Source organism: Fluviicola chungangensis (assembly GCF_007558725.1).
Lineage (GTDB): Bacteria > Bacteroidota > Bacteroidia > Flavobacteriales_D > Crocinitomicaceae > Fluviicola > Fluviicola chungangensis.
Map to the genome: position 1 here is coordinate 80,662 of NZ_VLPL01000009.1, position 25,024 is coordinate 105,685.

Genomic DNA, 25,024 nt, shown 5'->3' on the forward strand with positions numbered 1-25,024 from the left:
GCTCATTTTTCTTAAACTCGACTGCGTCTCAAACAAACGAAAAATGTACGCTCACTCCTGCATGGGTTCCCATTCTTGTTTGCCAAGGCGACAGATATAAATCCTTCTTCGATTGAAACAATTATTCTTTCGAAGTAATAAAATATATCAACTCCATGAAATTTAAATGGGTTCTTATACTGGAAATTGTCAAAAAAGAGCAAATAAGCTTCTAAACTGCGTTATTTAATATTCAAGTCTTAATTCAAATTATTTCGCGGTACAGGTGCCATTCCGGAAGCGAGGTAAAGAAAAATATCGTTTTCGTAATGTTTTGTCAAAAGCGCTTGCGTTTCAGATCCTGATCTGTCACTTTTGACCTAAAATATAGAAAAAGATGTTTTTCACAAGCGACAATGAATGGCACATTTTAAAAGGATGTTTTGCATACTTTTTCAGCCAAAAAGTATAAATAAATCGATTATTGTTTCACGATCATTCTTTGGGTAGAAACCCCTTCTTTCTCCAGCTCAACAAAGTAAATCCCATTCTGAAGATCAGATAAAGGAATCGTCACCTGATCTGTATTCGAAAAATCAACCGTTTGTGCTTGCACCAGCTCTCCTGAAACACTCAAAATCCGGAATTCCATTGTTCCCAATTCAAATCCACTTTCGCAGCGAAGCGTCACACTTTCTGTTGCGGGATTCGGGAAAAGCGTGAAATCTGCCCCTGCAAATAATTCCGTAAGGGAAGTCGTATTTGAAAAGACCGTTGTCTGTACCATCAATGAACAACCATACTGATCCGTAATTACACAGGAATAAGTTCCTGCACATAAGTTTGTTGCCGTGGAAGTCGTTTGATTCAGCGGGTCATCCCATTGATAGGTATACGGAGGATTTCCACCGGAAACTGCCACAAACGATTGTCCGTTGCACGTTCCGTAATCCATTCCGTCAAAGCCATTTGCGCTGATAGGACTCATTGTTTCCACTTCGAAACACACCTGATCCGTCAATCCGTTGTTATCCGTTACAGTCACACAATAACTTCCGCCCTGGAGATCATTCGCCGTTGCAGTGGTTTGCGAACCGGCATTCGCACTCCACTGATAAGTATACGGTGCCTGGCCCAGGTTCGGCTGAACCGTGACACTCGTTCCACCCGACTGACAGTTACTGCTCGCAAATGACAACGTCAGGTTCAACCCGAAATTCGTCGGGATAGTTGCCGTCATATCCAGTTTCACAGGCAAATGATCTGAAGCATAATACAAGGCGCGCACTACTGAGTCAGGATACTGAGAATTACTCCCGGTCAGGATGCTTTGATTGTAATGGTTCCCGTCATTCCCGATTGCTTTATAGGAGTTTGCGTTGTATTGCAGTAAATTAGTCCCATTCATCACGTTTTGCGACACAATGATGTGATCGAAGCGATCATCCAGTCCACCTGTAACACCGCAATCTGTAGATCCGCTTGCTCGCGGAGATTGGGTATGAATAGCTGCAAAAGTGGAATTAGTTGTCCAGTTTCCCGGCATATTCAGTGGATCTTTCAAAAAATTCGTCCCGCCGCTTACCAGGTTCTGGTATCCTGCTTCCGTGCTCCGGTAGGTATTCAGATCCCCGCAAACGAACAAATGACGCCCTTGTGGTCTTCCGTCCAAAACCGTGCGCAGCAACTGCGTTTGAGCCGCACGGTCACTCAGGTCGGCACTGGCACTTCCCGCTTTCAAATGACACATGAATACTTCAATGAAACAGGTATCGTGGTGCTGCGGCAAAGTGGCATCTTTCACATATAAAATGTAGTGACTGATATCGCGCGGTGAAGTTTGCACGATGCGTTGCTCTTTCAGAGTCAGTTTTGCTGCGTTGTAAAACAGCATGTTCTGCAAATCGCCGCCAAAGGAATTATTGACCCATTGCGCACGCTGGTAATGTGTGGTCCCGAATACATTCAATGCGCGGTTCAATACACTGTCGCAACCAGCTTCCGTTTGGATCTCACAGCCCACAAAAATATCGGGCTTGAGGTATTGCATGATCTTACGCAGTGAGTCCGACCTGTTCGGAAGGTTTACATTGCCCGAACCACAATCGTTGCGTCCGTTCGGAAAGTTCAACAGGTTATAGGAAACGATGCGCAAAGGAATGGTTTGTGCCGAAGCTGTAAACCCGCAAGCAAGCAAAAGAGCGAATAAAACGTATTTCATCCTGCAAAATTACAACGGAAAAACGGCTGAAACTAAGAATAACTCAAGGAAAATCAGATAAATCGGTTTAGTTCAGAACATATGCAAAAGGTTGGTCAGATGAATATTTGGAACTGGCAGAAAAATTTGATCAAATCTACGATAAGTACAAGTAGCCAAAAACTCCTTAACTTCACCCCATGACATACACCTTTTCATTAAGCCAAGCGGATTATTTGAATTTCCAGTTGTTTTTTGCCTCGACGGTTCAAAATGCCCGTACACAGCGAAAGAACAGTCAAATTATGTGGACAGTGTTCTTCCTGCTAATGGCTTTTAATTTCTATGCTGAGAAGATATTCTTCCCGGCTGTCGTTTTCCTGGTATTTGGAGTTTCCTGGGCTATTTTCTATCCTATGTATGCGAAAAACCGCCAGCAAAAGCACTTTGAAAAGTATATCAATACCTTTCTATCGGAGAAATTTGACAAAGTGTGTACGATCACCATCGACGATCAAATCATTCACACTGTAGAAGAAAATTACGAATCCAAAATTGCATTGAGCGAGGTGAAACAGGTTTATGAAACGGGCGATTACTTCTATGCACATTTGAAATCCGGGCAGACCTTTATTTTTCCAAGACATAGAATCGAGAACATAAACGCATTGGAAGACCAGTTGCGCGACATCGCTGCTAAAAACCAGGTCAACTTTACTGAAATGACCGATTGGAAGTGGTAAATTGAACTACCAAGATCAGTTGCTTTTCCTTCGCAGTAACCATTCCTGCAATTCGGCATTATTCCATACATTTATCCCGCAAACCCAAACGTCATCCCAATGAAACCCTCTTCGATATTCATTCTCCTTCTGTTTTTCATTCTGGCTTCCTGTTCCGTCGAAACCCAAAAAACGAATCCTGTCAACGACCAACTGATTCAATACATTCAAAAACGGTACAAAACTTCGGAGGTGAGCTCCATCATAGGATCCGAGTCTAAAAACGGTAAAACAAATACTTCTTTGCTGATTACCGTTGGGAAGAGTAATGTTATTGACAGTTCCAAATCCGATCCGCAGCTGTTCGCATCCGACATTGCTTTTCGTCAGTTCTGTGACATGAAAGAACAAGAACGTAAGAAGTATGACATGATTACCGTGAAGATCAATCAGCGGAACAAGGTAACGGAAGTGAACTACACAAAAGAAAAACTCCTGGAAGTAAATGTCAACCTGCTTTGGCTGGACGGATTTTTCCGGCTCATCGAAGAGAAGGAATATGCTCTTGCCAAAACACAATTTAATCCCAAGCTGGTAGATACTTCAACGGTCGAGCTCGAATCCATCTTTGAAGCGGTCCACACGAATCTGGGTAAACTTAACAGACACGAACTGCAAGGCTTTGAGATCCGTGATATTAAAGTTGACGGTAAAACTTACCGCGTGTTGCAAGCCAATTATATCTTTTTCTATGACGAGCATTACACCCAAGCCAAATATGCGGTATTGATGGACGAACCGGAACAAAAACTGGTCAACTTCCTGATCCAATAAGTTAACCACAAAGAGCACAAAGCTCACAAGGTATTTTTTTCTAAATGTGTCTAAAAATAATCCTCGTGCTCCCGATAGCTGTCCGGATTTCCTTCACCCCTTTATGGTATGACAAAAGGTGGGAAATATCACTCAATAACAAGTAAAGAAGCACTTGACTTTCCTAATTCGTCCGTACAACGGATAAAGTAAGTTCCATGACTCACCGCACGGCAATCCACATTCACCCCGCCATCAACGGCGCTAAAAGGTACTTCATGTGTTCTCCCCACATTGTCAACGAGCTTTACGGAGGTTATCTTTCGATGTTCATTTTCTCCCACAAATACATAAGCCTTCGTCGGATTCGGTGTAATCACATGTTCATCCATCAGCGAAACTTTGACAGATCGCACAGGACTGAGAACCGATTGACCGTCCATATCCACCTGCATCAGGCGGTAATAATTGATTCCTTGATTGGGTGAATCATCCGAGTAGCTATAACTGTGCGGGTCCGAAGTGGTTCCGGATCCTCCAACCACTCCGATAGTTTCCCAAATCAAACCATCGACCGAACGCTGTACGGCAAAATAATCATTGTTTGTTTCAGTTTCCGTGGTCCACGACAAACGGACCGTTCCATTAAGATGAACGGCATCCCAAGCGGTATATCCTACAGGCAAAACAATCCCGCAATTGGTAGTAGCCGTTCCTCCGGCATTGGTCACATTGATATTTTGTACTGTATTCGCATAATTGGTTACCAAAAGTACATACACCTGTCCGGGTAAAACTCCCGCCACATTTACCTGTTCTACTGCTGCAATGGAATACGAGCAATCAGTCGGAGCCCCATACGTATTGCATGCCGCGGTCCCGGTAGCTACGTTTGCAAAAGGTCCCCAAATAGCAAAATCCACATCGGAACCGGCTGTAATATCAATAGTAAGTGTTCCTCCAGTAGCAATTTCAAGATAATACCAACTTGGGTTCGGAGAAGTAGACAAACAACCGTAACTGTTTCCCGGGTTAACGGTACTGGCGGGAGTTCCGCCCGTATTTGCAGTAAATGTGATCGGTGAACCCGAACAAATCGGGGTTTGAACGGTACAAGTTGTATTTCCTGCCGGGGGAGCTAAAGATGAAACACATATATCAAAAGTACCCGTTCCGCCACCATATTCCCAAAAACGAATCAGATAGGTAGCTCCGGGAGTTAATCCCGATGTTGAAATTTCAGGCATCAATCCGTTATCATCGTCACTGCAGGTAATTTCTATCCAATTCCCACATGTCCCGGAATAGAGTGCCATTACTCCATCCGAGATAGACCCGGCTTGAGTCTGAATCAGAACAGAACCCGAAGCAGGTGCCGTGAACTGGTACCAAACATCCGGTCCCATAGATCCGCATGAAGGAGTATTTCCATTTGCATTATTTGTTTGTGCAGTAGCTCCGGCAGTTGTTCCGGAAGTATAAGAACAACTTGATCCAACAGAAATGGAAGGAGCTGATAGTGAGCCGCTTGTACAAGGAGTATTTGATTGTCCGAATCCAGTTTGCAGTGAAATGAGTGCAGAAAAAAGCAGGACAATATTATTTGTTAATCGCATAAGTTGTAGTGTGGGTAATAAATAAAATCAGTGCGGGTAATTTAGAATATCTTGAATCGTAATCGTTTCTCCTATTAAAATAAGGGATTCCATTGACTCATAAAGCTGTTTCCGTTCTTCGGTTAATGCCTGGAATTCAGACTGTTTTAAAATCTTAATACCCGGATGTAATCCAAGCCATTCTTTAATCACAGAAGCATCCGGATCCTCTTTTGTATAAATACCGGTTGAAACCTCATCGGTTTTCTCCAGCGGATCATAAGCATTCAGAAGGTCCAATGTTAATTGATCCTGGTAAATAACCACTTTTCCTTTAAGTTTTGTTTTAAATTCCTGGTCGAGTTTTTCGTAATTTTTCTCCGAAAAAATATGTACAGAAGGATGTGCTGAAATCCATTGGGCTATTGATGAGTTCTGTTGTCCAAAAGCTGTAGTAGTAGCATATTGAAAACATAAAACTCCCAACAAGAGCATATGTTTCTTCATATTTGAAGTATTAGTTAAGAATGTAGTGTTTGCAATTTGTAAAATATTCTTAACCCGGTTTTCTGTCTTTGAATATTTGCACACATCTTTCTTTCAAATAACTTTCTAAAATTATTTTTTAGTTATCCAACTATTAAACCTGCTGATTTTAAAAAACTAACCTATTAATAATGAATGTGATATAATTTAACTTTTTTAATTAGATAACATATAAAATATAACCGAAGACGCTTGCCTTTATTACTTTCTGCCGAACTGAAGTGAATAATTTCCCGACAATGCGGCGCTTATTCATGCTGATTGTCCTTTTACATCAAGTTCAGATTACCAGTCAATTCCAAAACCTACCAGGTATTGCAGGCAAATTATATCCTGTTCTATAAAAAACACTATTCCCAATCCAAATACGCCTTGTTAATGGATGAAGCAGAACAAAAACCGGTGAATTTCAGAATTGAATGACCACAGCACACAAAGAAAATAAATGATAAAGTTGTTAAAAAATCCTAGTGATCTTCGTGTCCCTTGTGGTTAACCTGTCGGATAGCTAACTTAGAAAGATGCAAAAAGAACTTCATCCCTGGAATTGGTTTGCTCCCGAAAACAGTCGTGTACTTATCGTTGGAACTTTTCCTCCCACGAAAAGAAACTGGTCTTTTGATTTCTTTTACCCCAACAAAAACAACTTCTTCTGGAAAGTCATGGCGCGGATCGCCGGAACCGAATTACAAATTCCGGGCGGAGAATCAGCTGTGGAAGAGCGAAAAGACATCTTGAGAAAACTGCACGTCGCCGTAACGGATATGGGACAACACATAACGCGCAGCAACAACAGTTCGCTGGACGAAAATCTGCGCGTCGATGCATACATGGACATTTTCCAAATCCTGGACGAAAACCCCGGAATTCGAAAACTCATTTTTACCAGCAGTTCAGGAAAGGAAAGCGCGGTGCGGTGGTTTAACCTTTTTTTGGCAGAAAAGGGAATTCCTCACCGTTTTCCAACTGGAAAAAGACCGATCAAAAGTTCGTTCCAATACCACAACCGAACCATAGAACTTGTTGTTTTGTACTCCACTTCTCCCCGCGCCGCCAACCGGATTTCTTTTGACAATTTGGTGGAGTTATACAAAAACGAGATACTTTTATAGCAGAATCTCCCGCTGATTACGCAGAGGAATGAATAAACCACATACTCTATAAACCAAATGAAAACCATCAAAGAACGCATCTTAACCATCGTCCTGGTCGCAAATTTTGCACTTGCACTTGTAGGTTACATGTTTGTTCGCGGAGCGCTGCGTCATTTCGACAACTATGTAAGCTTCATCATGTTCGCAACGGGAATCATATTGATGTTGTTGTTTTTGATTGTTCTTTGGATTGCTCTTCGATTCTCAAAGAAAAAAGTAATTACCGAAGAGTTAAAATTCTTCAATCAACTCACTTCATGGAGCAAATACCTCATTGACCTGAATACCATTCAAATTAAAAGTAACAAATGGAACGACTCTCATTTTATACGAAACCTGGGAGGCGATATTGAGATCAAACAGGAAAATATTCAAACCATCCTGGAATTCGAACTGGAAATAGCAGGTGAAACGAAACAATTTCACTGGCCTTGCAGTTTGGAGACCAAAAGCCTCGAAATGTATTTTGCCATTCAAAAAGAAACTGGCTTTTACCTCGATCCAAACGATCATTCCAACTACTACCTGGATTTGAGTTTTATCGGAAACTAAGTATTTTTATAGCTAAACCGCAAAGAGTGGAAGAACGCAAAGAGTTACAGGATAACTTTGTGGTAAAATAAAAACCATGCACATTGAAACCCATACTATAAATGCGATTCCAATCGCAGAAGTCCATTCGGATCATTTCATTATCGAAAAAGCCGAAGACGGGCTCGATCTCCTGGGAAGTCTCTATTACCAGGGTTTCGATCGCATCATTGTTCACGAAAAGAACATCACTCCCGCTTTCTTCGACCTGAAGAACGGCATGGCGGGAGAAATTCTTCAAAAATTTTCCAATTACCGTGTCCGTTTGGTCATTGCCGGTGACTTTTCTCCTTATACAGGAAAAAGCATCACCGATTTTATATATGAATGCAACAAGGGGAAGCAAGTTAACTTTTTACCAAATACAGAGACTGCTTTGTTGAAACTATCCTCGTAAAGTTTCTTCAGTAACCTTTGAGTCGAAATGGAATTAATTTAGTAAGAACGAAATCTCAAGACCATGGAACCAAAAAAAAATGCCCGCTTAATTGTTACAATTACTCTTTTATCTCTTTTTCAGCACGTATTTTCTCAAAATCTGGATACAGTAAATCTCAACAATCCACTTCCGGTTTTGAACGGAAAAGCGGTATTTACATTCCCAAAAGGAGCACAAAATGTGAAACGCGGGGTGGACATCATGTCGGTGGATCATAACGCCAATGAAGAAACACGCATCATTTATGATATTCAGAATATGCGACTGGTATTTTTTGCCGAAGAACTATTCGCATTGGGAGAAGACCACTTATTCGAGCATGTTTCAAAGGATTATGCAAATGATCCGTTCAAACTGAAAGTACTGACAGACAACAATCAACTCTATTCCATCCTGGCCACGCCAACACAATGGGATTCTACCCAAAACGGCATTCTTTTAAATACCCTGCTGGTAAAAACTCCGGATAATACCCTGTTCCGTATTCACGCTTTAATCAATCCTGCTGCTTACAAGCTCAAGGACCAATTTGTGAAACTCACCGAACAGGTATTCGGTTCCTTAGTAAAAGGCAACCGGAAAACCGATCTGAGTCCACGTAAAGAAACATTGGCCATTTTCGGGTCGGAAAAAAAATTCACCTTTGAACTGCCGCAAAATTATGTTGTCAATGTAAGCCAGAAATACGATTTCCAGGTATTCAAGTTCCGGACTTACCGTCCTTACTCGGATACGAACTGGACAAATATTACGCTATACACCGGACACCATCCTTCCTTGAATTACCGCGATTATGGCTTTTCAGAAAGTGATCTCAAAAAGATCAACGGGACTTTCTTAGGTAAAAATGTATCCTGGGTATTCTTCCAGGTCGAGAACGAAAATTACTACTGCAAAGAACAAGTCATTCCGGCCGGGGAAATTGAAGAAGACCTGGTGGTACACGTTTCTATGACTTCCAATTTGGAAGGTTCGCTGGATGAACTTACGCGGATTGTGGAAGACATTCAACTACAAAAGTAACACCGGCACTCATCTATCATTAAACAAATTTGATTTTTCAGATTAAACCGGAAAATCATTGTGAATAGTTGTATAAATCCATTTCATTGACGTAACTTAAGAACTAAAACAAAATCCATGTTCAGAGGTCATTTTATTTCAATTGTGTATGTCATTACCGCCTTGATCTTTGGCATCCTTGCTTTCTTGGAACGGTCCGAGACGCTTGACGTTGCGCTCAAGGAGGTTTATTTCGCCATCCCGAAAAGTTTTGCCTGGCTGGCCCTGGCTTTTTGCTTCTTACTTTTTGCCGGAATTTCCCTGGCCTTCGAACTTTCAAAGAAACCCATGAACCTGTATTTTTTTGGCGCGCATTACTTACTGACAATCATCAGTCTGGCAGTCATTTATTTTGCTGTTCCGCAGGAAGTATCTCCAACAAAATATACCGATTACAGCCTTTCTAACGAAGCACAGCAAGTTGAAATGGCAATCAATACGGTTGATTGGGTCTCGAATACGATCTATATCCTGATCGGTGCGCAGATTATTTTCGGATTAAACATCCTGTTTTCAATCCTTAAAAGCAGAAAGGTCAGAAAGGCACAGGGTTAACTATTAACTTGTTCGGGGCATAACGATGTACCGTTCCCGAACTCTATTCTCAAAATCCGTTTTGTTTTCAACATCCCCGGGTCCTTAACATCGTTGTTCCTCCAAGTTTCTTACATTTACTACGTCGAATAAAATCAGATCCAATGAAACAAATCGTTACCCTTTTTCTTGCTGTTACCTGCGCTCTCACAGCTGTTTCGCAAACCAAACAAAAAACTCCGGACTATGCCAAGCGTCTTTCCGGAGTGGAGAAAGAACTGGAAAAAGTCCTGGCAGATCAAAAAGTAGCCGGGTACTCGGTTGCCGTTGTTTACAAAGACAAGGTGCTTTATTCAAAGGGATTCGGATACCGCGATTACGAGAACAAAAAACCGGTAACTCCCAATACCTTGTTTGCAATCGGTTCTTCCAGCAAAGCATTTACAGCCGCAATTTTAGGCCAGCTGGAAAAAGAAGGAAAGCTGAAGCTGGATGATTTGGCAACTACCCACCTTCCACAATTAAGTTTCAAATACGATTATATGAACACCGGTATTACAATCCGGGACATGATGTGTCACCGCACTGGGCTTTCCCGCTTTGACTACTCCTGGTATCTGTTCAACACCAGTAACCGCGACAGTTTGATCCAGCGGGTGAAATACATGGAACCAAACACGAAACTGCGTCAAAAATGGCAATACAATAACTTCATGTTCCTTGCCCAGGGAATGATCGCCGAAAAGATTACGGAAAAAAGCTGGGAAGACAACATCCAACAGCGTTTTTTCGTCCCGCTGAAAATGACGCGAAGTAATACCAATATTTTCACGACTCAAAAAGATCCGGATGCTTCTCTTCCTTATACACTCGACGAGAAGTCTGCCATCACAAAAATTCCGTACTACAACATCAACGGAATGGGACCTGCGGGAAGCATTAATTCTTGCGCAAACGATATGGCAAATTGGGTTTCGACCTGGATCATGGATGGAAAATTCAACGGAAAGGAAATCATTCCTGCCGCTTACGTGAGAGATGCTTCCAGTGCACAAATGGTTGTTTCGGGCGGACGGCCGGGAGAACATCCCGATATCCAATTCAGTAACTACGGATTGGGGTGGTTCCTGAAATCATACCGTGGACATTATTTAGTGGAACATGGCGGAAACATCGACGGGTTTTCTGCAAATGTGGCTTTCTACCCTTCCGATTCGATCGGTATTGTGGTATTGACCAATCAAAACGGTTCCGCGGCAACAGATATCGTACGAAACATCCTATCGGACAAATTATTTGCTTTAGACCCGATTCCGTGGAATGCAGATGCCAAAAAGAGAATGGATGAAATGATGGAGATGAAGCAAAAGGTGAAAAATTCGACCGATAGTTTACAGGTGAAAAATACCCATCCGTCTCACCCGCTCAAGGACTATGCCGGCTTATATGGAAACCCGGCTTTTTCAGAATTCATGGTCACATGGAAAAACGATACCTTGTTTACTTTCATAGCCGGAGAAAAAACCTGGCTGAAACATTATCATTACGATGTGTTCGAGTTTAAATCCGTCGACAAGAAAGACGATTCGCCTGAAGAGGACGACAATCATTTCCTGATCAATTTCGGAACAGCGAACAACGGGAAGATTGAAAGCGCTTCGATTGAAATGGACGAACCCGGACAAGCAACCGTATTTGCAAGACAGCCGATCAAGGTCAATTTATCTGGAGATGATTTGAACAAGTACGTAGGCGATTACGACCTGGAAGGTATGACTGTAAAAATTTACCTGAAAGGAACAACGCTCATGTTATTGGTACCGGGACAACCGGATTACGAAACCGTTTCTGTGGGTAACGACACCTTTGACCTTGCCATTGCGAAAGGATACAGTATAAAATTCACCGTTGAAAACGGAAATTCAAAAGCCGTAACATTCATACAACCAAACGGGAATTTCACTGCAAAACGCAAATAACAACCCCATAGATATGACGAAAGAAATTTGGCTTAATTTACCTGCTAAGGATGTAGATGCTTCCCTGGCTTTTTTCACTGCAATCGGGTTTACCCCCAAAAATGAACAATCTGCCGCAGGAGAACGTGGCTGTTTTCAGGCAGGGAAGACCGTTGTGATGTTATTTCCGAATAACACATTAAAGCATTTCAATGGCGGTTTAGAAGTCAATGACACTTCCAAAACTGCTCAGATGATGATCTCGTTTGATGCGGAAAGTAAAGAAGAAATCGATGAATTAGCTGAGAAAGTAAAAAAAGCAGGCGGGCATGTATTTGCAGAACCTGCAGAAATCCAGGGATGGATGTACGGTTTTGCATTTGCGGATCTGGACGGACATCGCTGGAACGGACTTTACATGGACTTTTCTAAAATGAAATAACCGGCGATACAGAACAGCCGTGAATACGAACATAATATAAATCAAGATGAAAGGAATCAAAATTACATTTTGGATCAGCACCGGACTGATCGGTTTATTTATCATCCCGGGAGTTTTCTTTTTGGATACTCCTTTTGCAAAAGCAGTTCCAACTCATTTAGGGCTACCGTCCTGGTTCCACTGGGAACTGGGAATTTTAAAAGCAATCGGGGCATTGGTAATTTTATTGCCTTTTGCCGGAAACCGGATCAAGGAATGGGCATATTTCGGTTTGGCGTTGGATATGCTTTCAGCAGTTTTTGCACTTGCCTGGGTAGATGGAATCACGGGAGCTACTTTTTTCCCTCTCGTCGTGTTTGCTATTCTTGCAGTTTCATACTGGAGCCATCATAAGCTGCACCAGGTTTTTTGACAGTTCAAAAAAATAGAAAAGGTCCAAAGAGTTCCATTTAAATTGAAAAGTGGATAAGCGAGATGTTTAGACAAAACTATTTTTTCAATAAAAATCATCCCAAGCTTAACCGTAATTAATAACATTTAACAACACACTGTTCTATGACACAAGAGATCAAACAAATTCAGGCAAGCTTGGAACAAGTTCGCAAAGAAGTAGTTCACCACCCAAGCTACGAAGCTATTCAATCCATTGAAGATATCCGCACATTTATGGAACACCATATTTATGCAGTCTGGGATTTTATGTCCCTGCTAAAAGCGCTTCAAAATCAACTGACCTGCACGCAAGTTCCATGGTTCCCCGTTGGGTCCGCAGAAGTTCGTTACCCATCAATGAAATTGTTTGTGGAGAAGAATCTGACCTGGCTTCGGAAGAAGATGTAAAGAAGGGAGACGGTATCCGCAAAAGTCATTTCGAACTGTACCTGGATGCAATGGAACAAACTGGAGCGTCGCGGACAGGAATCGATGCCCTATTTGCTCAAATCCAACTGGGGAAAAGTATCGAAGAAGCCATTGAAGCAGTTTCCATTCCACCAGCTGCCAAGCGTTTCCTCCAATTTACCTTTGAAGTCATCGCGACTAAAAAACCGCATGTGATCGCTGCTGTTTTCACCTTCGGAAGAGAGGACTTAATCCCGAATATGTTCCACAGCATCGTCAGCGATTTGAATGCCAAATTCCCGACACAATTGGCTACCTTCAAATTCTACCTGGACCGGCACATTGAAGTGGATGGTGACCACCATGGACACCTGGCTTTACAAATGGTGAGTGAATTGTGCGGAAATGATCCGGAAAAATGGCGGGAAGCCGAAACATATTCCATCCAATCCCTCGAGATGCGCAAGCAGTTGTGGGATGGGGTGTCTGAAGAAATCAGGAAACATCAAATGGTATAAAACGACATAAAATATGGTGTTCTTTGTGCTCCTGGCAAGAAAAATTGACCGTCAGCACACAAAGGATGCAGAGTCTTTACACACAAAAAAACAGATCGGATCCTTTTTGATTCAAGGATAAGCCGTCATGGTAAATTGTTCCGCTACTTTTCCTTCTTTGATAAGGTGACTCCCGGAATAGACCAGTAATTTCGAAGTACCTGCAGCAGTCATCCGAAAACGCGATTCGGGAAGTCCATAGTAGGAACTGGTTCCCGGAAGTTCATTGTATCCGTAATGCGTGTTGGACCAACCGTATACCAGGGTGCAAAAGCCCTTTCCAGGTGCGTTGGCGGAATGGAAATCAGTTGAATAAATCAACACTTGCTGGCCTAAGGAAGAACTATACACCAACGAATCAAAATCAAGACGGGATAATTCATCCGGAATCGTGATCGTTACATCCGTGCCGCTTGAGCAGCATACTCCTCCCGCCCAGGTATGAATAAGGACATTGGTGAGTGCGTCCTGTGAAAATCCATCCGGGCTGAACACCAATAAAAAAAGAATACCAATTGCTTTCATAGTTCTTTTTACAACCGGAAATGAAATTGGTTCAGCTAAAAAGGCTGACAATAAATCGCCAGCCTTTGTTCCATATCTTAAAATGATCGCGGAAAACACGTTTTAATCTGCGGGATACTTTTCATATCGCTTTATTCTTTTCCTCCACTTTAGGCGGGATCAATTTGTAGATAATCGGTGTGACAACCCGTGAAAGCAGCGTCGAACTGATCAATCCGCCAATCAATACAATTGCCAAAGGTGAAATCAATGGATTGGTAGAGATTGCAATTGGGATCAAACCTCCGATTGCAGTCAGTGATGTCAGTACGATTGGTAAGAAGCGAACTTCTCCTGCTTCCCGGATTGCTTCATCCAGGCTTCGCCCTTCTTCGCGGAGATGATTCGTAAAATCAACGAGCAAAATGGAGTTCTTCACTTCAATCCCGGCCAGTGCAATCAACCCGATCACCGCAACGAATGAAAGCGAATTTCCGGTCATCCAAAGCGCAATAACTGCTCCCACGATTCCAAGCGGAATGACCGATAATACGATCAGCGTACTTTTAAAGGTCTTGAACAACAAAATCAATACCGCAACGAATAAGAAAACAGTAATCGTGATAATGGTATTGAAACCTCCGAATGATTCATTACGTGATTCGAATTCACCACCCATCACATACGAATATCCTCTCGGAAGTTTCTTCCGATCCATTTTCGCAATAACCTCATTGATCAGGTTATCTGCCAACACTCCTTTCTGAGCAAAAGCACTCACGGATACCGTTCTGACTTTGTTGAGGTGATTGATGAATAAAGGAGAGCTTTCGAGTTCCAGACTTGCAATTTGGGAAAGCAGAATAGCCTGTCCCTGCTGGTTATTGATGTACAACTGGCTGAAGACATCCAAAGTCGCTCTTTCGCCTTTATGCGTGGTCAAAAGCATGGAAAACTCGTCGTTGTTTTTATCCGAAAATGTTCCCAGATCTACTCCTGCAATTGCCAGTCGGACCGTTCTGTCAATATCGACCGTATTGATTCCCAAAGCACGTGCTTTCTCTTTTGAGATTACTAATTTGAAATCGGATTTCAGGTTGCTTACCGGGTTGTTTACGTACATCGTTCCGGGAGTTTTTTTCAACAGGATTTCAACTTCCTGGCTCAACTTGCGCAAAGTATCCAGGTTATCTCCCGAAAGACGCACTTCAACCGGAGCAACCATCGGCGGACCCTGCTCGAAATTCTTCACTTCGATCTTCGCTCCAGGGTATTCATTGAAAATACTTCGTAAATGATCGGCAATCTCCTGCTTCTTCTCTACTCCGGTATGTTTATCCAACTGAACAAAGACCTGGGCAAAATCAGTGCGTTCATTTTCCTGTGCTACATTATAATAGACCTGCGGATTTCCTTTCCCAACGTTGGACGCATAGTATTCCACTTCCGGAATTTTGCTCAATTCCTTCTCTACGTATTTCGTAATCTCATTGGTACGATTCAGGTTGGTTTGCAAAGGAGCTGAAACATTCACCATAAACTGCGGTTTCTCCGAAGCCGGGAACAAACTGAACCCAATGACAGGGAATAATGCCAAAGAACCTGCAAAAATTGCCAGGGCCACCGTCAAAGTAATGATCGGTCTTTTCAACGCTTTGTCAAGCAAAACGGAATAAGTCCCGGAAATAGCTTTTTGCAAGGCTCTCAGAAAAATATTCCCATCGTGTTGTCCCTGGTGTTGTTTCAACAAACGACTGGATAAAAACGGAATGATGGTCAATGAAACCAGCATGGAAGCCAGTACGCTCGCAATAACTGCCATTGGAAGGCTCCGAATGAAATCACCGGCTACTTCAGGTAAAAATACCAATGGTAAAAAGGCAATAATCAATGTGACCGTACAACCTACTACCGAAAGCCCGATTTGTTGTGTTGCCATCAGAGTGGCATCCATCCTGGAATGACCTTCGCGCAGCCAGCGTTCAATGTTTTCAACCACCACAATGCTGTCGTCGACCAGCAATCCAAGCGCTACCACCAAGCCTACAATGCTCAACTGGTTGATATTGTATCCCATGACGTTCAAAAGTACCAATCCAATGGCCAGTGAAAGCGGAATAGAGATCATGACTACCAGAGATGCTCTTCCTCCCAAAGGAAGCAAAGTGATGGCAACCAGGAGAATTGCGATCAGGAAATCAACACCCAAACCGCCCAAACGCGCATTCACATTGTCTCCCTGGTCAAAATGGTTCACCATGTCGATGTTGGAAGGAATGTGCGGATCAAATTCATCCAATACTTTTTGGTATTTCTTCTGCGTTTCGGAAATATTGAACCCCTCTTTCTGTGCTGCTGTTACAAACACACAGCGGTGGCCGTTCAGGCGCGTAATGTGCTTGGTTTCCGAAAAATCGTAGTAAACATCTGCCACATCTTTCAACGGAATGGTTTTCCCTTCGGAAGCATAAATAATGGTATTCGCAATCTCGTCCAGGGAAACATAATTTCCACTGGTCTTCACATTCAACGATTTAGTACCGACATCAATACTTCCTCCGGGAATATTCGCAATCTCACTTTGCAAAGTTCCCACAACGGCATTCAGAGGAAGGTGCAATTGTGCCAGCTTATCGGTTCTCAGATCAATTCTCACCTGTTCGTCTGACAAACCATGGATCTTCACATTTTTCAGTTCCGGCAGTTTTTCCAGTTCTTCCTGCAAATCTTCCGCTACCTTTTTCAAGGACTTGCGCGATGCATTTTCACTGATCAGGGCCGTTTGAATCACATTTACATCAGAAGCTACGAGTTTTTTGACTTCAATACTCAGGATTTCATCCGGAAGTTCGGAACGCATTCCGTTGACTTCGCGTGTCAGCTCCTGGAATTTTTCGTTCACATCGGATTCGTATTTGTACTCGACCTGCATGATCGCAACCCCATCTTTTATTTGGGTTTTGATCCGCTTGATATTTTCCAGACTGTAGATTTGTTTTTCCAGCGGTTTTACAACCAATTCTTCCATATCGGAAGGACTTGTTCCCGGATACACAACAATAACAGGAAACATAGGGGAATTGGTTGCCGGGTCCTCACTTCGAGGCATGGTCAAAAGCGTATTCACTCCCAAAGCGATCGCCATGATAAACAATACCAAAGTAAATTGGTAATTGCGTACTGCGTAAGTTGCTATTTTCATCTGTTTTTTTATTATCGAAAGCTGTGCTTTCTCTTATTTGGATGAGATCGTCGAATGTTCGTTCAGGTAAGGACCGCCGGAAACAATCACATATTTGTATCCTTCCAGACCTTCCGAGATTTCGACCACGTTCTGGTCCAGATTCTCAATTTTCACCGGAACTTTCTTTACTGTTTTTTGATCATTCGAAATGAAAACAAACCCATCGTCTGCATTTCCGTCCAGCAATGCCTCGTAAGGTATTTTCCAGTTCTCGGAAGTCTCCGAAAGTGTGATCGTTGCCTTTCCAAAAACCCCACTTGCCAAACCTTCCGGCAATTTTCCCAGGATTTCCAATTCTATGGTAAAGGTTCCGCTATATGGATCAATGCTTTCCGATTTGCGGGAAACTTTTGCTTTTAACGTTTTGTTCCTGAAAACATCGGCCTGAACTTCTGCCGGATCACCGATCTTAATCTGGCTCCATTGCCGGTCACTCACCCCGACTTTTAATTTAAATGCGTTGGATCCTGCACCGTTCGTCTGGAAAACAGGAGTTCCGCTACTTACCAGCTGTCCCTGGTTCGCCATTTTCTTCAGGATATATCCATTGGAAACAGCTCTTATTTCTGCGTATTTCAGGTTGAACAAGGCAGATTGCAACTGCTCCTGTGCAACGTCAAAAGCGGTTTGGGCATTTTGCATTTGTTCCAGGGTTGCATACCCTTCTCTTTGCAGGTTTTTCGCGCGTTCCAAATCGCGCTTTGCTTTTTCAAGCCCCAATTTTGCCTGGCTCACAGCAGCTTTTACCAGTGTCAAATCCAAAGTTGCAAGTAATTGTCCTTTGTGCACTTTATCGCCCTCTTTGACATACAATTTCTGGATAATTCCTCCCGAAAGAAAGGACAAATAGGTTTCGTCGTCTGTAGTAAACTGACCGGAAACATGAATTTCCTCGTTGGAATTCATCGCCCGGATTGACTCCAGTTTTACAGGAATGACTTCCGTTTTGGGAATGTCGTTGGTTGGTTTTTCTTTCGAACCGCAAGAAGCCAGGATAACCGAAAGAAGCAATGCCGGAATGACTAAATTTTTCATAATCGAATAGTTTATTAATTGAATTTCAATGGATATGTTGCTGCTGCCCGCTCAAGTTCAGCCAGTGAACTCAAGTAATTTTGATATTGAATGAGGACAAACAATTCCGCGTTGATCACCTGATTGGAGGCATCGATGAACTCAAGCTGATTGGTTAATCCTTCTCTGTTTGCACCGGAAACCAGCGCAAAATATTCTTTGGAAGCTTCTAACTGAACTTTAGCCGTTTCCCAGTTTTCCTGTGCGTTCAATACATTACGTAAGGCTTGTGTGCGTTGCAATTCCAGTTGCTGAGCTACCTGATCCAATTGCAAACGGGCATTTTCAAGATCGTATTTCGTTTGTTTGATTTGCTGTTGATTACGCGAACCGTTGTAGATCGGAATGGAAGCAGAAACACCAAACATGTAATAAGCCGATTTTCTGCTCACTTCCCAGTTTGTTCCCTGTGATCCCAAATCCAAAAATGCATTGATCTTCGGGACCCAGTAATTTTTGTTCATTCTCAAAACGGATTCCTGCACGTCGATCGATTGATTGATCAATTGAAGTTCTTCCCGTTCCTGCTTGACTTCCAATTGCGGGTTCTCAGCCGTAGCTTCTTCTAAGATAATTTCCGAATCCAGTGGTTTGTTGATCAGGAAATTAAAATAGGCTTGTGCGTTTTTCAATTGGTTCTTTGCAGTAGAAACCGACGTATTCATCTTCATCAATTCTGTCTGAGCTTTTACCAGCGTTACTTTCAACCCTTTTCCCTGTTTGATCAAAGCTTCATTCAAAGCGACATTTTGTTCCAGGATCTTTTTATTCGACTCATACACTTCTACCGATTTGGAGGCCATGATCACGTTGTAATAAGCCACTTTGATATTCTTCACCAATTCGCGGGCATAAACCTGCATATCCAGGCTGGTCAACTCAACCTTTTGTTCCTGGATGCGCTTATTGGAAATCATATCCATATTCAGTAAAGGAACAGAAGTGCGGAGGTACGTATCGTAGAAATTATTCGGCAGGAAATTGATCTGCTGATTTTGAATTTGTGGAAAAGCATTTGTACCGGTCATTTGGTTCAGGGTCGAATAAACCGGGTTCAGCATATCACCAACCGGGAGTTCTGAATACCTTCCTCCTTCCGCAGTGGTATAGGAAGCATTGAAATTCACAGAAGGCAGGAAATTGCTTTTCGCTGTATTTAAAGTCAAAAGCGCTTTTTCCAATTGAATTGAACGTTGCTTGAGTACCAAATTGGAGTCCAGCCCTTGGCGGATATAGTTCTCCAAAGCTCCCTGCGACCAGGAAAATGTATGTCCGAGCATACTTGCCGAAATCGCAAACAAAAGAATCATTTTTTGTCTCATAATAATCATTGTTATTTTACTAAACAGTGTTAAGTGACTAATAAAAAAATTAGCGCCCGAAAGCGTCAAGCATTTTTAAGAACTCCGCAAAAGCCAAATCAACGATTTGCTCGCTTTTTTCTTCGTCCAGTACTTTGCAGCGACCGCGGTCATATAAATTACACATTCCATGCAGTGTGGCCCACAAAAGGTAAGAACCCGCTTCTACATCATTGAAAGGAAGATAGCCCTGTTCCATACATTGTTGAACAGAAAACTTCAAGCCATCGAACGTGCTCATTCCCTCTTGCCAAACTTCGTGATCTTCATCCAGTTTGTTCATCGGCGATTTCTGCACGAACATCAGGTCGTAATAATCCGGATGTTCCATGGCAAAACGAATATAAACACGCCCCATTGCCTTGATGCGTTCAAGCGGATTCTCAACCAGGTTCAGCACCTCCATTTTGCTGGCCAGTAATTGAAATCCCTCGGAATGAAGTGCGAATAAAATCGCATCTTTATCCTTGTAATACAAATAAATTGTTGTGGGGCTGTATTCAATTTTTTGCGCAATCGAACGAATGGACGTCTGGTCAAAGCCCTTTTCCAAAAATACCTCACGAGCAGCTGTGAGAATGCTTTTTTGCAATACTTCTTTTTCCCGTTCCTTACGTTCGTTTATTCCCATTTTGAATATTGAATGGTACAAATATACTTAACACTGTTAAGTTTCCAAATTTTATTTCGAAAAAAATGCAAGAAAAATGATTTTTTATTTCTCTAAGCCTCCAGATAGCTGATTGAAACTAACAGTATATTTAAGAAAATAAGGAGACGATCAATTAATTTTCAACAACCCGATCAATCGATCTATTTCTTCTTTCGTATTGAATGCATGGAGGCAAATACGCAGCCGCTGTGCACCGGCCGGAACAGTTGGTGGTAAAATGGCTTTTATGGCGAAACCGGCATCTTGTAATTCTGCAGCCTTCATTTTGCATAATTCCAAATCAGGAAACGCAATCACCTGAATCGGGGAATCTGCAGAACTGGAGGTCGACCGGACACTTTTAGTAAAATGAGCAATATTTGCCTGTAATTGTTTGCGTAAAATATCCTGTTTGCTTCTTTCGACCTGATTCAGGATGTGGACATACACAGCTTCCGGCAAGGCTGTCGTGTAAATAAACGAACGGGCAAAATTGATCAGGTATTGCCGTACCTCAACCGAACAACACACAGCCGCTCCATGTGCTCCATAAGCCTTTCCAAAAGTGAACAGGCGGATAAAAACAGCATCTGCAATTCCCAATTCTTCGCACAATCCTTTGCCTTCCTTCCCGAAAACACCGCCGGAATGCGCTTCGTCAACGATCAGCAGTGCACCAAACTTTTCACACAGCCTGCTCATTTCAATCAAAGGAGCAAGATCCCCATCCATGCTGTAAAGAGATTCTACCGCAACGAAAACAGTTCCTTGTCCCATCGCTGAAGCTTTTGGCGACATGCGATCTGCTTTCTTCAGCTTTTTTTCCAGGTCCGCAACATCGTTGTGCCTAAACGAAAAGGAAGTGGCGAAACTCAGGCGAATTCCATCGCGAACGGAGGCATGGACGTATTCATCGTACAAAATAATATCTCCTTTTTGCGGTAAAGAAGAGAACAAGCCCACATTGGCATCGTATCCGGAATTAAAGATCAGGGCCGCTTCGGATTGAAAATGAAGGGCAAGCTGCCTTTCAACATTTTCTACCGCTTTCGAATTCCCGGAAATTAAGCGCGACCCCGTGCTTCCGGTTATTTTTATGGACTGTTCTTTTCCAGCCAGTCCCAAGTAGTCGTTCGACCAGAAATCGATGTGATTATCAAACGACAAAAGGGAGCGTAAACTCCTCTTTTTTATTCTATCCTTTAATTTGTCCTGAAATTTCAAGCCGATGGTTTAAGAAACGGTCACTTTACGCGGAGCAAATCCCTGCGATGCAATTTTCGCCTCTGCCAGTTCTTTTGCACGCTGAGCTTCTTTTTCTTTTCTCGCTGCGATGATCGGATCCGGTTTCGAAACCGGTTGTTCACCGTCAGCAAATGCTTCTTTCGGAATTAATCCCAAAATTTCGAACATTTCTTTGTCTTCATTGAACTCCGGATTCGGAGTTGTCAATAACTTATCTCCTGCAAAAATAGATCCTGCTCCTGCCATAAAACACAAAGCCTGACCTTCCATCGTCATTTTTGTTCTTCCTGCGGATAAACGCACGACGGCTTCCGGGAATGCGATGCGTGTAGTTGCAACCATGCGGATCATTTCCCACTGTTCGATCGGTTTTTGGTCTTCCAGCGGTGTTCCTTCAACTGCAACCAGCGCGTTGATCGGAATGGATTCCGGTGGATTCTCCATTTCCATATAGCTCATCAATAAACCTACACGGTCTTCGATCGCTTCACCCATTCCGATGATCCCTCCGGAACAAACGGTCAAGCCTGCTTTTTTCGCATTGTCAATTGTATTCAAACGGTCTTCGTATTCACGGGTGGAAATAACATCTCCGTAGAATTCCTTGGAAGAATCCAGGTTGTGGTTATACGCAAACAAACCGGCATTTTTCAACCGGTGTGCCTGGTCTTCGTTCATCATCCCAAGTGTTGCACACACTTCCATTCCAAGATTGTTTACTGCTGCCACCATTTCGATTACATTGTCAAAATCTTTATTGTCGCGGACTTCTCTCCATGCAGCTCCCATACACAAACGGGACGAACCGTTTGCCTGTGCATTTTTCGCCTGTTCGATCACCGATTCAACCGTCATTAATTTATGAGCTTCCACATCCGTGTGATAACGAGCTGCCTGCGGACAATATCCGCAGTCTTCCGGACAACCACCCGTTTTGATGCTCAACAAAGAAGACATCTGAACTTCTCTCGGGTTATGAAATTGACGGTGTATCGTTGCTGCTTCAAAAACCAGCTCCAACAGCGGTTTGTTGTATAATTCCAGTAAGCTTTCTTTCGTTTTGTATGCGGGGTTTACTTTCATATCTGAATTCTTAATGCGAACAAATATACGAAGTCTCCTGAAGGTGGCGTCTACTTGTGTTTTGAAATTATGAACAGAAATCGATTATCTTTATAAGACGAATATTTCAACGGATGAATCAGGAAATACCTCACATCAGAGCTTACAGGGATTCCGACAAGGATTCCTGTATGGAAATGTTCAAAACAAACGTTCCGAAGTATTTCACCCCGGAAGAAGTCGATGAATACGAACGATTTTTAACAAAACTCAGCAACCGGGAAGCAACAGACAATCCACCGTACTATGTAATGGAGTTGGAAAAGACGCTTATTGGTTGCGGTGGGTTCGGAGAAAAGAACGGAATTGACGGAACAGCCTCTATAACGTTCGTGTGGGGAATGATCCACAGGGATTACCACAAACAAAGATTCGGGGAACAGCTTTTGCGATTTCGATTAGCAGAAATTCCCGTTCATTTTCCAAACAAACCCATAATCCTTGACACCACCCAGTTTTCACACACCTTTTTTGAAAAATACGGATTCAGAACGGTGAAACTAACGGAAAATGGCTACGGAAAAGGAATGCACCGGTACGATATGGTACTGGAAACGTTAAGACTTTAGGTCTCGATAGTTATCGGGATTAAGATTTCAAATTGCATCAACCGGGACCAATTCAAGTCCTAATATCTAACTCTTCGAAACGAGGCAAACAGCATATGCTTTCACCGCTTCTCCCGCCCCGAATGAATCTACGTTTTCATGAGTGGTTGCTTTGATGGAAACGCGATCAGCTTCCACTTCCAGCAAGCCGGCAAGAATGGTTTGCATTTGGGGAATGTGCGGGTTAACCTTCGGCTGTTCCAAGATGACCGTTGCATCGATATTGACTACTGAAAATTGTTTCTCCTTAATCAAAGTCATCACATTTTTCAGGAGAATCTTCGAATCAATTCCTTTGTATTGCGGATCGGTATCTGAAAAATGATACCCGATATCGCGCAGGTTCAAAGCTCCCAATAAGGCATCACATATGGCATGAATCAGGACATCGGCATCCGAATGACCGACGGCACCAAACGAAGAAGGGAGTTTTAAACCTCCCAACCAAAATTCGCGTCCTTCCTCCAAACGGTGAACATCTACCCCGAAACCAATCCGAATGTCCATTATTCAGGCTTAGACTCCTTATCATTCATTTTATCACCCAAAGTAAAACGAAGGGTAAAACGCATCGTGTTTGCCAATGGATTATTTCTTTTCAATGCTGCCAGATAGGAGAAATCAAAACTGAAAATATTGTATTTAAACCCAACTCCCATCGTAAAGAACTGGCGGCCTCCTTTGGAAATGTTTTCGTAGAAATAACCACCGCGAAGGGCAAAAATATTGTTATACCAGTACTCCAATCCGGAACCGATCATGATCTCGCGCATTTCTTCACCGAACTTGGACCCCTTTTTAACCTGGTAAGTTCCATCTCCGTTATCGATCGGATCTCCGTTTTCGTCTTTGAGAACTCTTCCGGGAGCATCGTAAAACGATTGCACCATACCGGCAATCACACCTACATCATTGTTCTTCCCGGAAATCAGCGTTTGTTCCCCATTGATTGTTGCATACACAGGCGGTGTCGGAACTAATAACTTAGCGATGTCCACACTTACTGTCAAACTGTTGTATTTGTCAATTTTCGCTGTGTAAGCATTCCCGATTTTCAAGGTTGTCGGCAAGAAATCTCTTCGAGCATTTGCAGAGTAAGCAACCTTGTTACCAATATTGGTAATTGTAACTCCCAGGGCATAAACTCCATTGACTTTAAACCAATTGATATCTTCAGTTCTGTAAGCATATGAAATGTCTGCAATACCTGCAATCGCAGCCTTTGTTTCTGTTCCTTGTGTCACCAAACCACCTGTCAGATTGGAATAAGCAAATTTTCCGTTCACACCGATACTGTGTTTCTCTGCTAGTTTAAATGCATATCCCAAGGTCAATTCAAATTCATTCGGTTTAAACTCGCGAATCGTGTTTCCCGCATTGTCGGTAAAAGTAATTTCCCCCAAACTAAAATAGCGTAAAGCTCCACCGATCACATGTCTTTCACCCACTCTTGAGTAACCGGAAAGATAAGAAAGGTGCATGTCATTTGTTAATTGTCTCAGCCATGGTGTATAACTCACACCGATTTCCGATTTGGCTTCGGAAAAATTAAGCATTGCGGTATTCCACATAATGGAAGATGAATTCGGACTCAAAGCTGTTCCTGCATCACCCATTGCCCCTGATCTTGAATCCGGATTGATTCCCAGGAAAGGCAATGCTGTTGTGATTGTATTTAATTGAATATCATTTTGAGTCACTCCTTGTCCGTTTGCCTGAGAGAATGATAAAAAACCTACAAAAAGATTAATAACTAGTAATTTATGTGATAACATCAATGTT

Annotated in this window: 24 protein-coding genes and 1 pseudogene; 13 read left to right on the top strand and 12 right to left on the bottom strand. The window is 42.6% G+C overall.

The annotated features are described in order from the left end of the window. Positions 1-460: 460 nt before the first annotated feature. Positions 461-2,200 carry a T9SS type A sorting domain-containing protein gene (locus FO442_RS16095; protein WP_144334245.1) on the bottom strand — a complete coding sequence of 580 codons (1,740 nt, stop codon included), beginning with the start codon at positions 2,198-2,200 and terminating at the stop codon, positions 461-463. Between the two features lie 179 nt (positions 2,201-2,379). Here FO442_RS16095 and FO442_RS16100 point away from each other — a divergent pair, with 179 nt between their 5' ends. Further along, positions 2,380-2,922 (top strand): YcxB family protein, encoded by a 543-nt coding sequence (locus FO442_RS16100; protein WP_144334246.1) that lies wholly within the window; start codon positions 2,380-2,382, stop codon positions 2,920-2,922. Positions 2,923-3,021: 99 nt separating this feature from the next. Beyond that, positions 3,022-3,735 (top strand): hypothetical protein, encoded by a 714-nt coding sequence (locus FO442_RS16105; protein WP_144334247.1) that lies wholly within the window; start codon positions 3,022-3,024, stop codon positions 3,733-3,735. Positions 3,736-3,863: 128 nt separating this feature from the next. On the opposite strand, the gene FO442_RS16110 is transcribed toward FO442_RS16105, so the two are convergent. Then, entirely contained in the window at positions 3,864-5,330 is a 1,467-nt protein-coding gene (locus tag FO442_RS16110) for a hypothetical protein (RefSeq protein WP_144334248.1), read from the bottom strand. A gap of 27 nt (positions 5,331-5,357) precedes the next feature. Next, positions 5,358-5,816: a hypothetical protein gene (locus tag FO442_RS16115; RefSeq protein WP_144334249.1), complete on the bottom strand. Its 459-nt coding sequence runs from the start codon at positions 5,814-5,816 to the stop codon at positions 5,358-5,360. Positions 5,817-6,116: 300 nt separating this feature from the next. On the opposite strand from FO442_RS16115, the gene FO442_RS18770 reads away from it, so the two are divergent. The 10 genes and pseudogenes from FO442_RS18770 to FO442_RS16160 all read left to right on the top strand — a co-directional run bounded on the left by FO442_RS18770 (position 6,117) and on the right by FO442_RS16160 (position 13,393). Beyond that, positions 6,117-6,278 (top strand): hypothetical protein, encoded by a 162-nt coding sequence (locus tag FO442_RS18770; RefSeq protein ID WP_186280193.1) that lies wholly within the window; start codon positions 6,117-6,119, stop codon positions 6,276-6,278. Between the two features lie 98 nt (positions 6,279-6,376). Then, a complete protein-coding gene (locus tag FO442_RS16120; RefSeq protein ID WP_144334250.1) occupies positions 6,377-6,967 on the top strand; it encodes a uracil-DNA glycosylase family protein in 591 nt (196 codons plus the stop codon). Positions 6,968-7,024: 57 nt separating this feature from the next. Beyond that, positions 7,025-7,561 (top strand): hypothetical protein, encoded by a 537-nt coding sequence (locus FO442_RS16125; RefSeq protein WP_144334251.1) that lies wholly within the window; start codon positions 7,025-7,027, stop codon positions 7,559-7,561. A 76-nt stretch (positions 7,562-7,637) separates the two neighbouring features. Then, entirely contained in the window at positions 7,638-7,997 is a 360-nt protein-coding gene (locus FO442_RS16130; RefSeq protein WP_144334252.1) for a DUF4180 domain-containing protein, read from the top strand. Between the two features lie 63 nt (positions 7,998-8,060). Beyond that, positions 8,061-9,062, top strand: a complete 1,002-nt coding sequence (locus FO442_RS16135) for a hypothetical protein (RefSeq protein ID WP_144334253.1) — start codon at positions 8,061-8,063, stop codon at positions 9,060-9,062. Between the two features lie 117 nt (positions 9,063-9,179). Continuing rightward, positions 9,180-9,656 (top strand): hypothetical protein, encoded by a 477-nt coding sequence (locus FO442_RS16140; protein WP_144334254.1) that lies wholly within the window; start codon positions 9,180-9,182, stop codon positions 9,654-9,656. A gap of 143 nt (positions 9,657-9,799) precedes the next feature. Beyond that, a complete protein-coding gene (locus tag FO442_RS16145) occupies positions 9,800-11,614 on the top strand; it encodes a serine hydrolase (RefSeq protein WP_144334255.1) in 1,815 nt (604 codons plus the stop codon). 13 nt (positions 11,615-11,627) lie between these two features. Continuing rightward, positions 11,628-12,035 carry a VOC family protein gene (locus tag FO442_RS16150; protein ID WP_144334256.1) on the top strand — a complete coding sequence of 136 codons (408 nt, stop codon included), beginning with the start codon at positions 11,628-11,630 and terminating at the stop codon, positions 12,033-12,035. A 46-nt stretch (positions 12,036-12,081) separates the two neighbouring features. Next, positions 12,082-12,447 carry a DoxX family protein gene (locus FO442_RS16155; protein WP_144334257.1) on the top strand — a complete coding sequence of 122 codons (366 nt, stop codon included), beginning with the start codon at positions 12,082-12,084 and terminating at the stop codon, positions 12,445-12,447. A gap of 254 nt (positions 12,448-12,701) precedes the next feature. After that, positions 12,702-13,393 (top strand): annotated as a pseudogene (locus FO442_RS16160) (DUF3050 domain-containing protein). A gap of 111 nt (positions 13,394-13,504) precedes the next feature. On the opposite strand, the gene FO442_RS16165 reads toward FO442_RS16160, so the two are convergent. The 7 genes from FO442_RS16165 to bioB form a co-directional block, all read right to left on the bottom strand. After that, positions 13,505-13,957 (bottom strand): hypothetical protein, encoded by a 453-nt coding sequence (locus FO442_RS16165; RefSeq protein WP_144334258.1) that lies wholly within the window; start codon positions 13,955-13,957, stop codon positions 13,505-13,507. 121 nt (positions 13,958-14,078) lie between these two features. Beyond that, on the bottom strand, positions 14,079-17,138 hold the full coding sequence (locus FO442_RS16170) for an efflux RND transporter permease subunit (RefSeq protein WP_144334259.1): 3,060 nt from the start codon (positions 17,136-17,138) through the stop codon (positions 14,079-14,081). Positions 17,139-17,171: 33 nt separating this feature from the next. Next, positions 17,172-18,215, bottom strand: coding sequence for an efflux RND transporter periplasmic adaptor subunit (locus tag FO442_RS16175; protein WP_222102007.1), 1,044 nt, complete (start codon positions 18,213-18,215; stop codon positions 17,172-17,174). A 14-nt stretch (positions 18,216-18,229) separates the two neighbouring features. Further along, on the bottom strand, positions 18,230-19,576 hold the full coding sequence (locus FO442_RS16180) for a TolC family protein (protein ID WP_186280195.1): 1,347 nt from the start codon (positions 19,574-19,576) through the stop codon (positions 18,230-18,232). 49 nt (positions 19,577-19,625) lie between these two features. Continuing rightward, the gene (locus tag FO442_RS16185; protein WP_144334262.1) at positions 19,626-20,246 is read right to left on the bottom strand and encodes a TetR/AcrR family transcriptional regulator; all 621 of its coding nucleotides are present in this window, start codon (positions 20,244-20,246) and stop codon (positions 19,626-19,628) included. Positions 20,247-20,396: 150 nt separating this feature from the next. Further along, entirely contained in the window at positions 20,397-21,434 is a 1,038-nt protein-coding gene (locus FO442_RS16190) for an aminotransferase class I/II-fold pyridoxal phosphate-dependent enzyme (RefSeq protein ID WP_246073872.1), read from the bottom strand. A 66-nt stretch (positions 21,435-21,500) separates the two neighbouring features. After that, a complete protein-coding gene (bioB, locus tag FO442_RS16195) occupies positions 21,501-22,595 on the bottom strand; it encodes a biotin synthase BioB (RefSeq protein WP_144334264.1) in 1,095 nt (364 codons plus the stop codon). A 113-nt stretch (positions 22,596-22,708) separates the two neighbouring features. Here bioB and FO442_RS16200 point away from each other — a divergent pair, with 113 nt between their 5' ends. Beyond that, positions 22,709-23,203 carry a GNAT family N-acetyltransferase gene (locus FO442_RS16200; RefSeq protein WP_144334265.1) on the top strand — a complete coding sequence of 165 codons (495 nt, stop codon included), beginning with the start codon at positions 22,709-22,711 and terminating at the stop codon, positions 23,201-23,203. Positions 23,204-23,269: 66 nt separating this feature from the next. Here FO442_RS16200 and ispF read toward each other — a convergent pair whose 3' ends face one another. After that, positions 23,270-23,749 (bottom strand): 2-C-methyl-D-erythritol 2,4-cyclodiphosphate synthase, encoded by a 480-nt coding sequence (ispF, locus tag FO442_RS16205; RefSeq protein WP_144334266.1) that lies wholly within the window; start codon positions 23,747-23,749, stop codon positions 23,270-23,272. Further along, on the bottom strand, positions 23,749-25,017 hold the full coding sequence (porV, locus tag FO442_RS16210; protein ID WP_144334267.1) for a type IX secretion system outer membrane channel protein PorV: 1,269 nt from the start codon (positions 25,015-25,017) through the stop codon (positions 23,749-23,751). Before porV ends, ispF begins: the two co-directional genes overlap by 1 nt. Positions 25,018-25,024 lie beyond the last annotated feature (7 nt).

Bases quoted from the DNA above. Each gene is read 5' to 3' on its own strand.
- FO442_RS16120 (WP_144334250.1), top strand. From the start codon at position 6,377: ATGCAAAAAGAACTTCATCCCTGGAATTGGTTTGCTCCCGAAAACAGT.
- FO442_RS16200 (WP_144334265.1), top strand. From the start codon at position 22,709: ATGAATCAGGAAATACCTCACATCAGAGCTTACAGGGATTCCGACAAG.
- FO442_RS16115 (WP_144334249.1), bottom strand. From the start codon at position 5,816: ATGAAGAAACATATGCTCTTGTTGGGAGTTTTATGTTTTCAATATGCT.
- FO442_RS16130 (WP_144334252.1), top strand. From the start codon at position 7,638: ATGCACATTGAAACCCATACTATAAATGCGATTCCAATCGCAGAAGTC.
- FO442_RS16110 (WP_144334248.1), bottom strand. From the start codon at position 5,330: ATGCGATTAACAAATAATATTGTCCTGCTTTTTTCTGCACTCATTTCA.
- bioB (WP_144334264.1), bottom strand. From the start codon at position 22,595: ATGAAAGTAAACCCCGCATACAAAACGAAAGAAAGCTTACTGGAATTA.
- FO442_RS16125 (WP_144334251.1), top strand. From the start codon at position 7,025: ATGAAAACCATCAAAGAACGCATCTTAACCATCGTCCTGGTCGCAAAT.
- FO442_RS16145 (WP_144334255.1), top strand. From the start codon at position 9,800: ATGAAACAAATCGTTACCCTTTTTCTTGCTGTTACCTGCGCTCTCACA.
- FO442_RS16180 (WP_186280195.1), bottom strand. From the start codon at position 19,576: ATGAGACAAAAAATGATTCTTTTGTTTGCGATTTCGGCAAGTATGCTC.
- FO442_RS16155 (WP_144334257.1), top strand. From the start codon at position 12,082: ATGAAAGGAATCAAAATTACATTTTGGATCAGCACCGGACTGATCGGT.
- FO442_RS16175 (WP_222102007.1), bottom strand. From the start codon at position 18,215: ATGAAAAATTTAGTCATTCCGGCATTGCTTCTTTCGGTTATCCTGGCT.
- FO442_RS16100 (WP_144334246.1), top strand. From the start codon at position 2,380: ATGACATACACCTTTTCATTAAGCCAAGCGGATTATTTGAATTTCCAG.
- FO442_RS16140 (WP_144334254.1), top strand. From the start codon at position 9,180: ATGTTCAGAGGTCATTTTATTTCAATTGTGTATGTCATTACCGCCTTG.
- FO442_RS16105 (WP_144334247.1), top strand. From the start codon at position 3,022: ATGAAACCCTCTTCGATATTCATTCTCCTTCTGTTTTTCATTCTGGCT.
- FO442_RS16170 (WP_144334259.1), bottom strand. From the start codon at position 17,138: ATGAAAATAGCAACTTACGCAGTACGCAATTACCAATTTACTTTGGTA.
- FO442_RS16135 (WP_144334253.1), top strand. From the start codon at position 8,061: ATGGAACCAAAAAAAAATGCCCGCTTAATTGTTACAATTACTCTTTTA.
- ispF (WP_144334266.1), bottom strand. From the start codon at position 23,749: ATGGACATTCGGATTGGTTTCGGGGTAGATGTTCACCGTTTGGAGGAA.
- FO442_RS16165 (WP_144334258.1), bottom strand. From the start codon at position 13,957: ATGAAAGCAATTGGTATTCTTTTTTTATTGGTGTTCAGCCCGGATGGA.
- FO442_RS16095 (WP_144334245.1), bottom strand. From the start codon at position 2,200: ATGAAATACGTTTTATTCGCTCTTTTGCTTGCTTGCGGGTTTACAGCT.
- FO442_RS16150 (WP_144334256.1), top strand. From the start codon at position 11,628: ATGACGAAAGAAATTTGGCTTAATTTACCTGCTAAGGATGTAGATGCT.
- FO442_RS16185 (WP_144334262.1), bottom strand. From the start codon at position 20,246: ATGGGAATAAACGAACGTAAGGAACGGGAAAAAGAAGTATTGCAAAAA.
- porV (WP_144334267.1), bottom strand. From the start codon at position 25,017: ATGTTATCACATAAATTACTAGTTATTAATCTTTTTGTAGGTTTTTTA.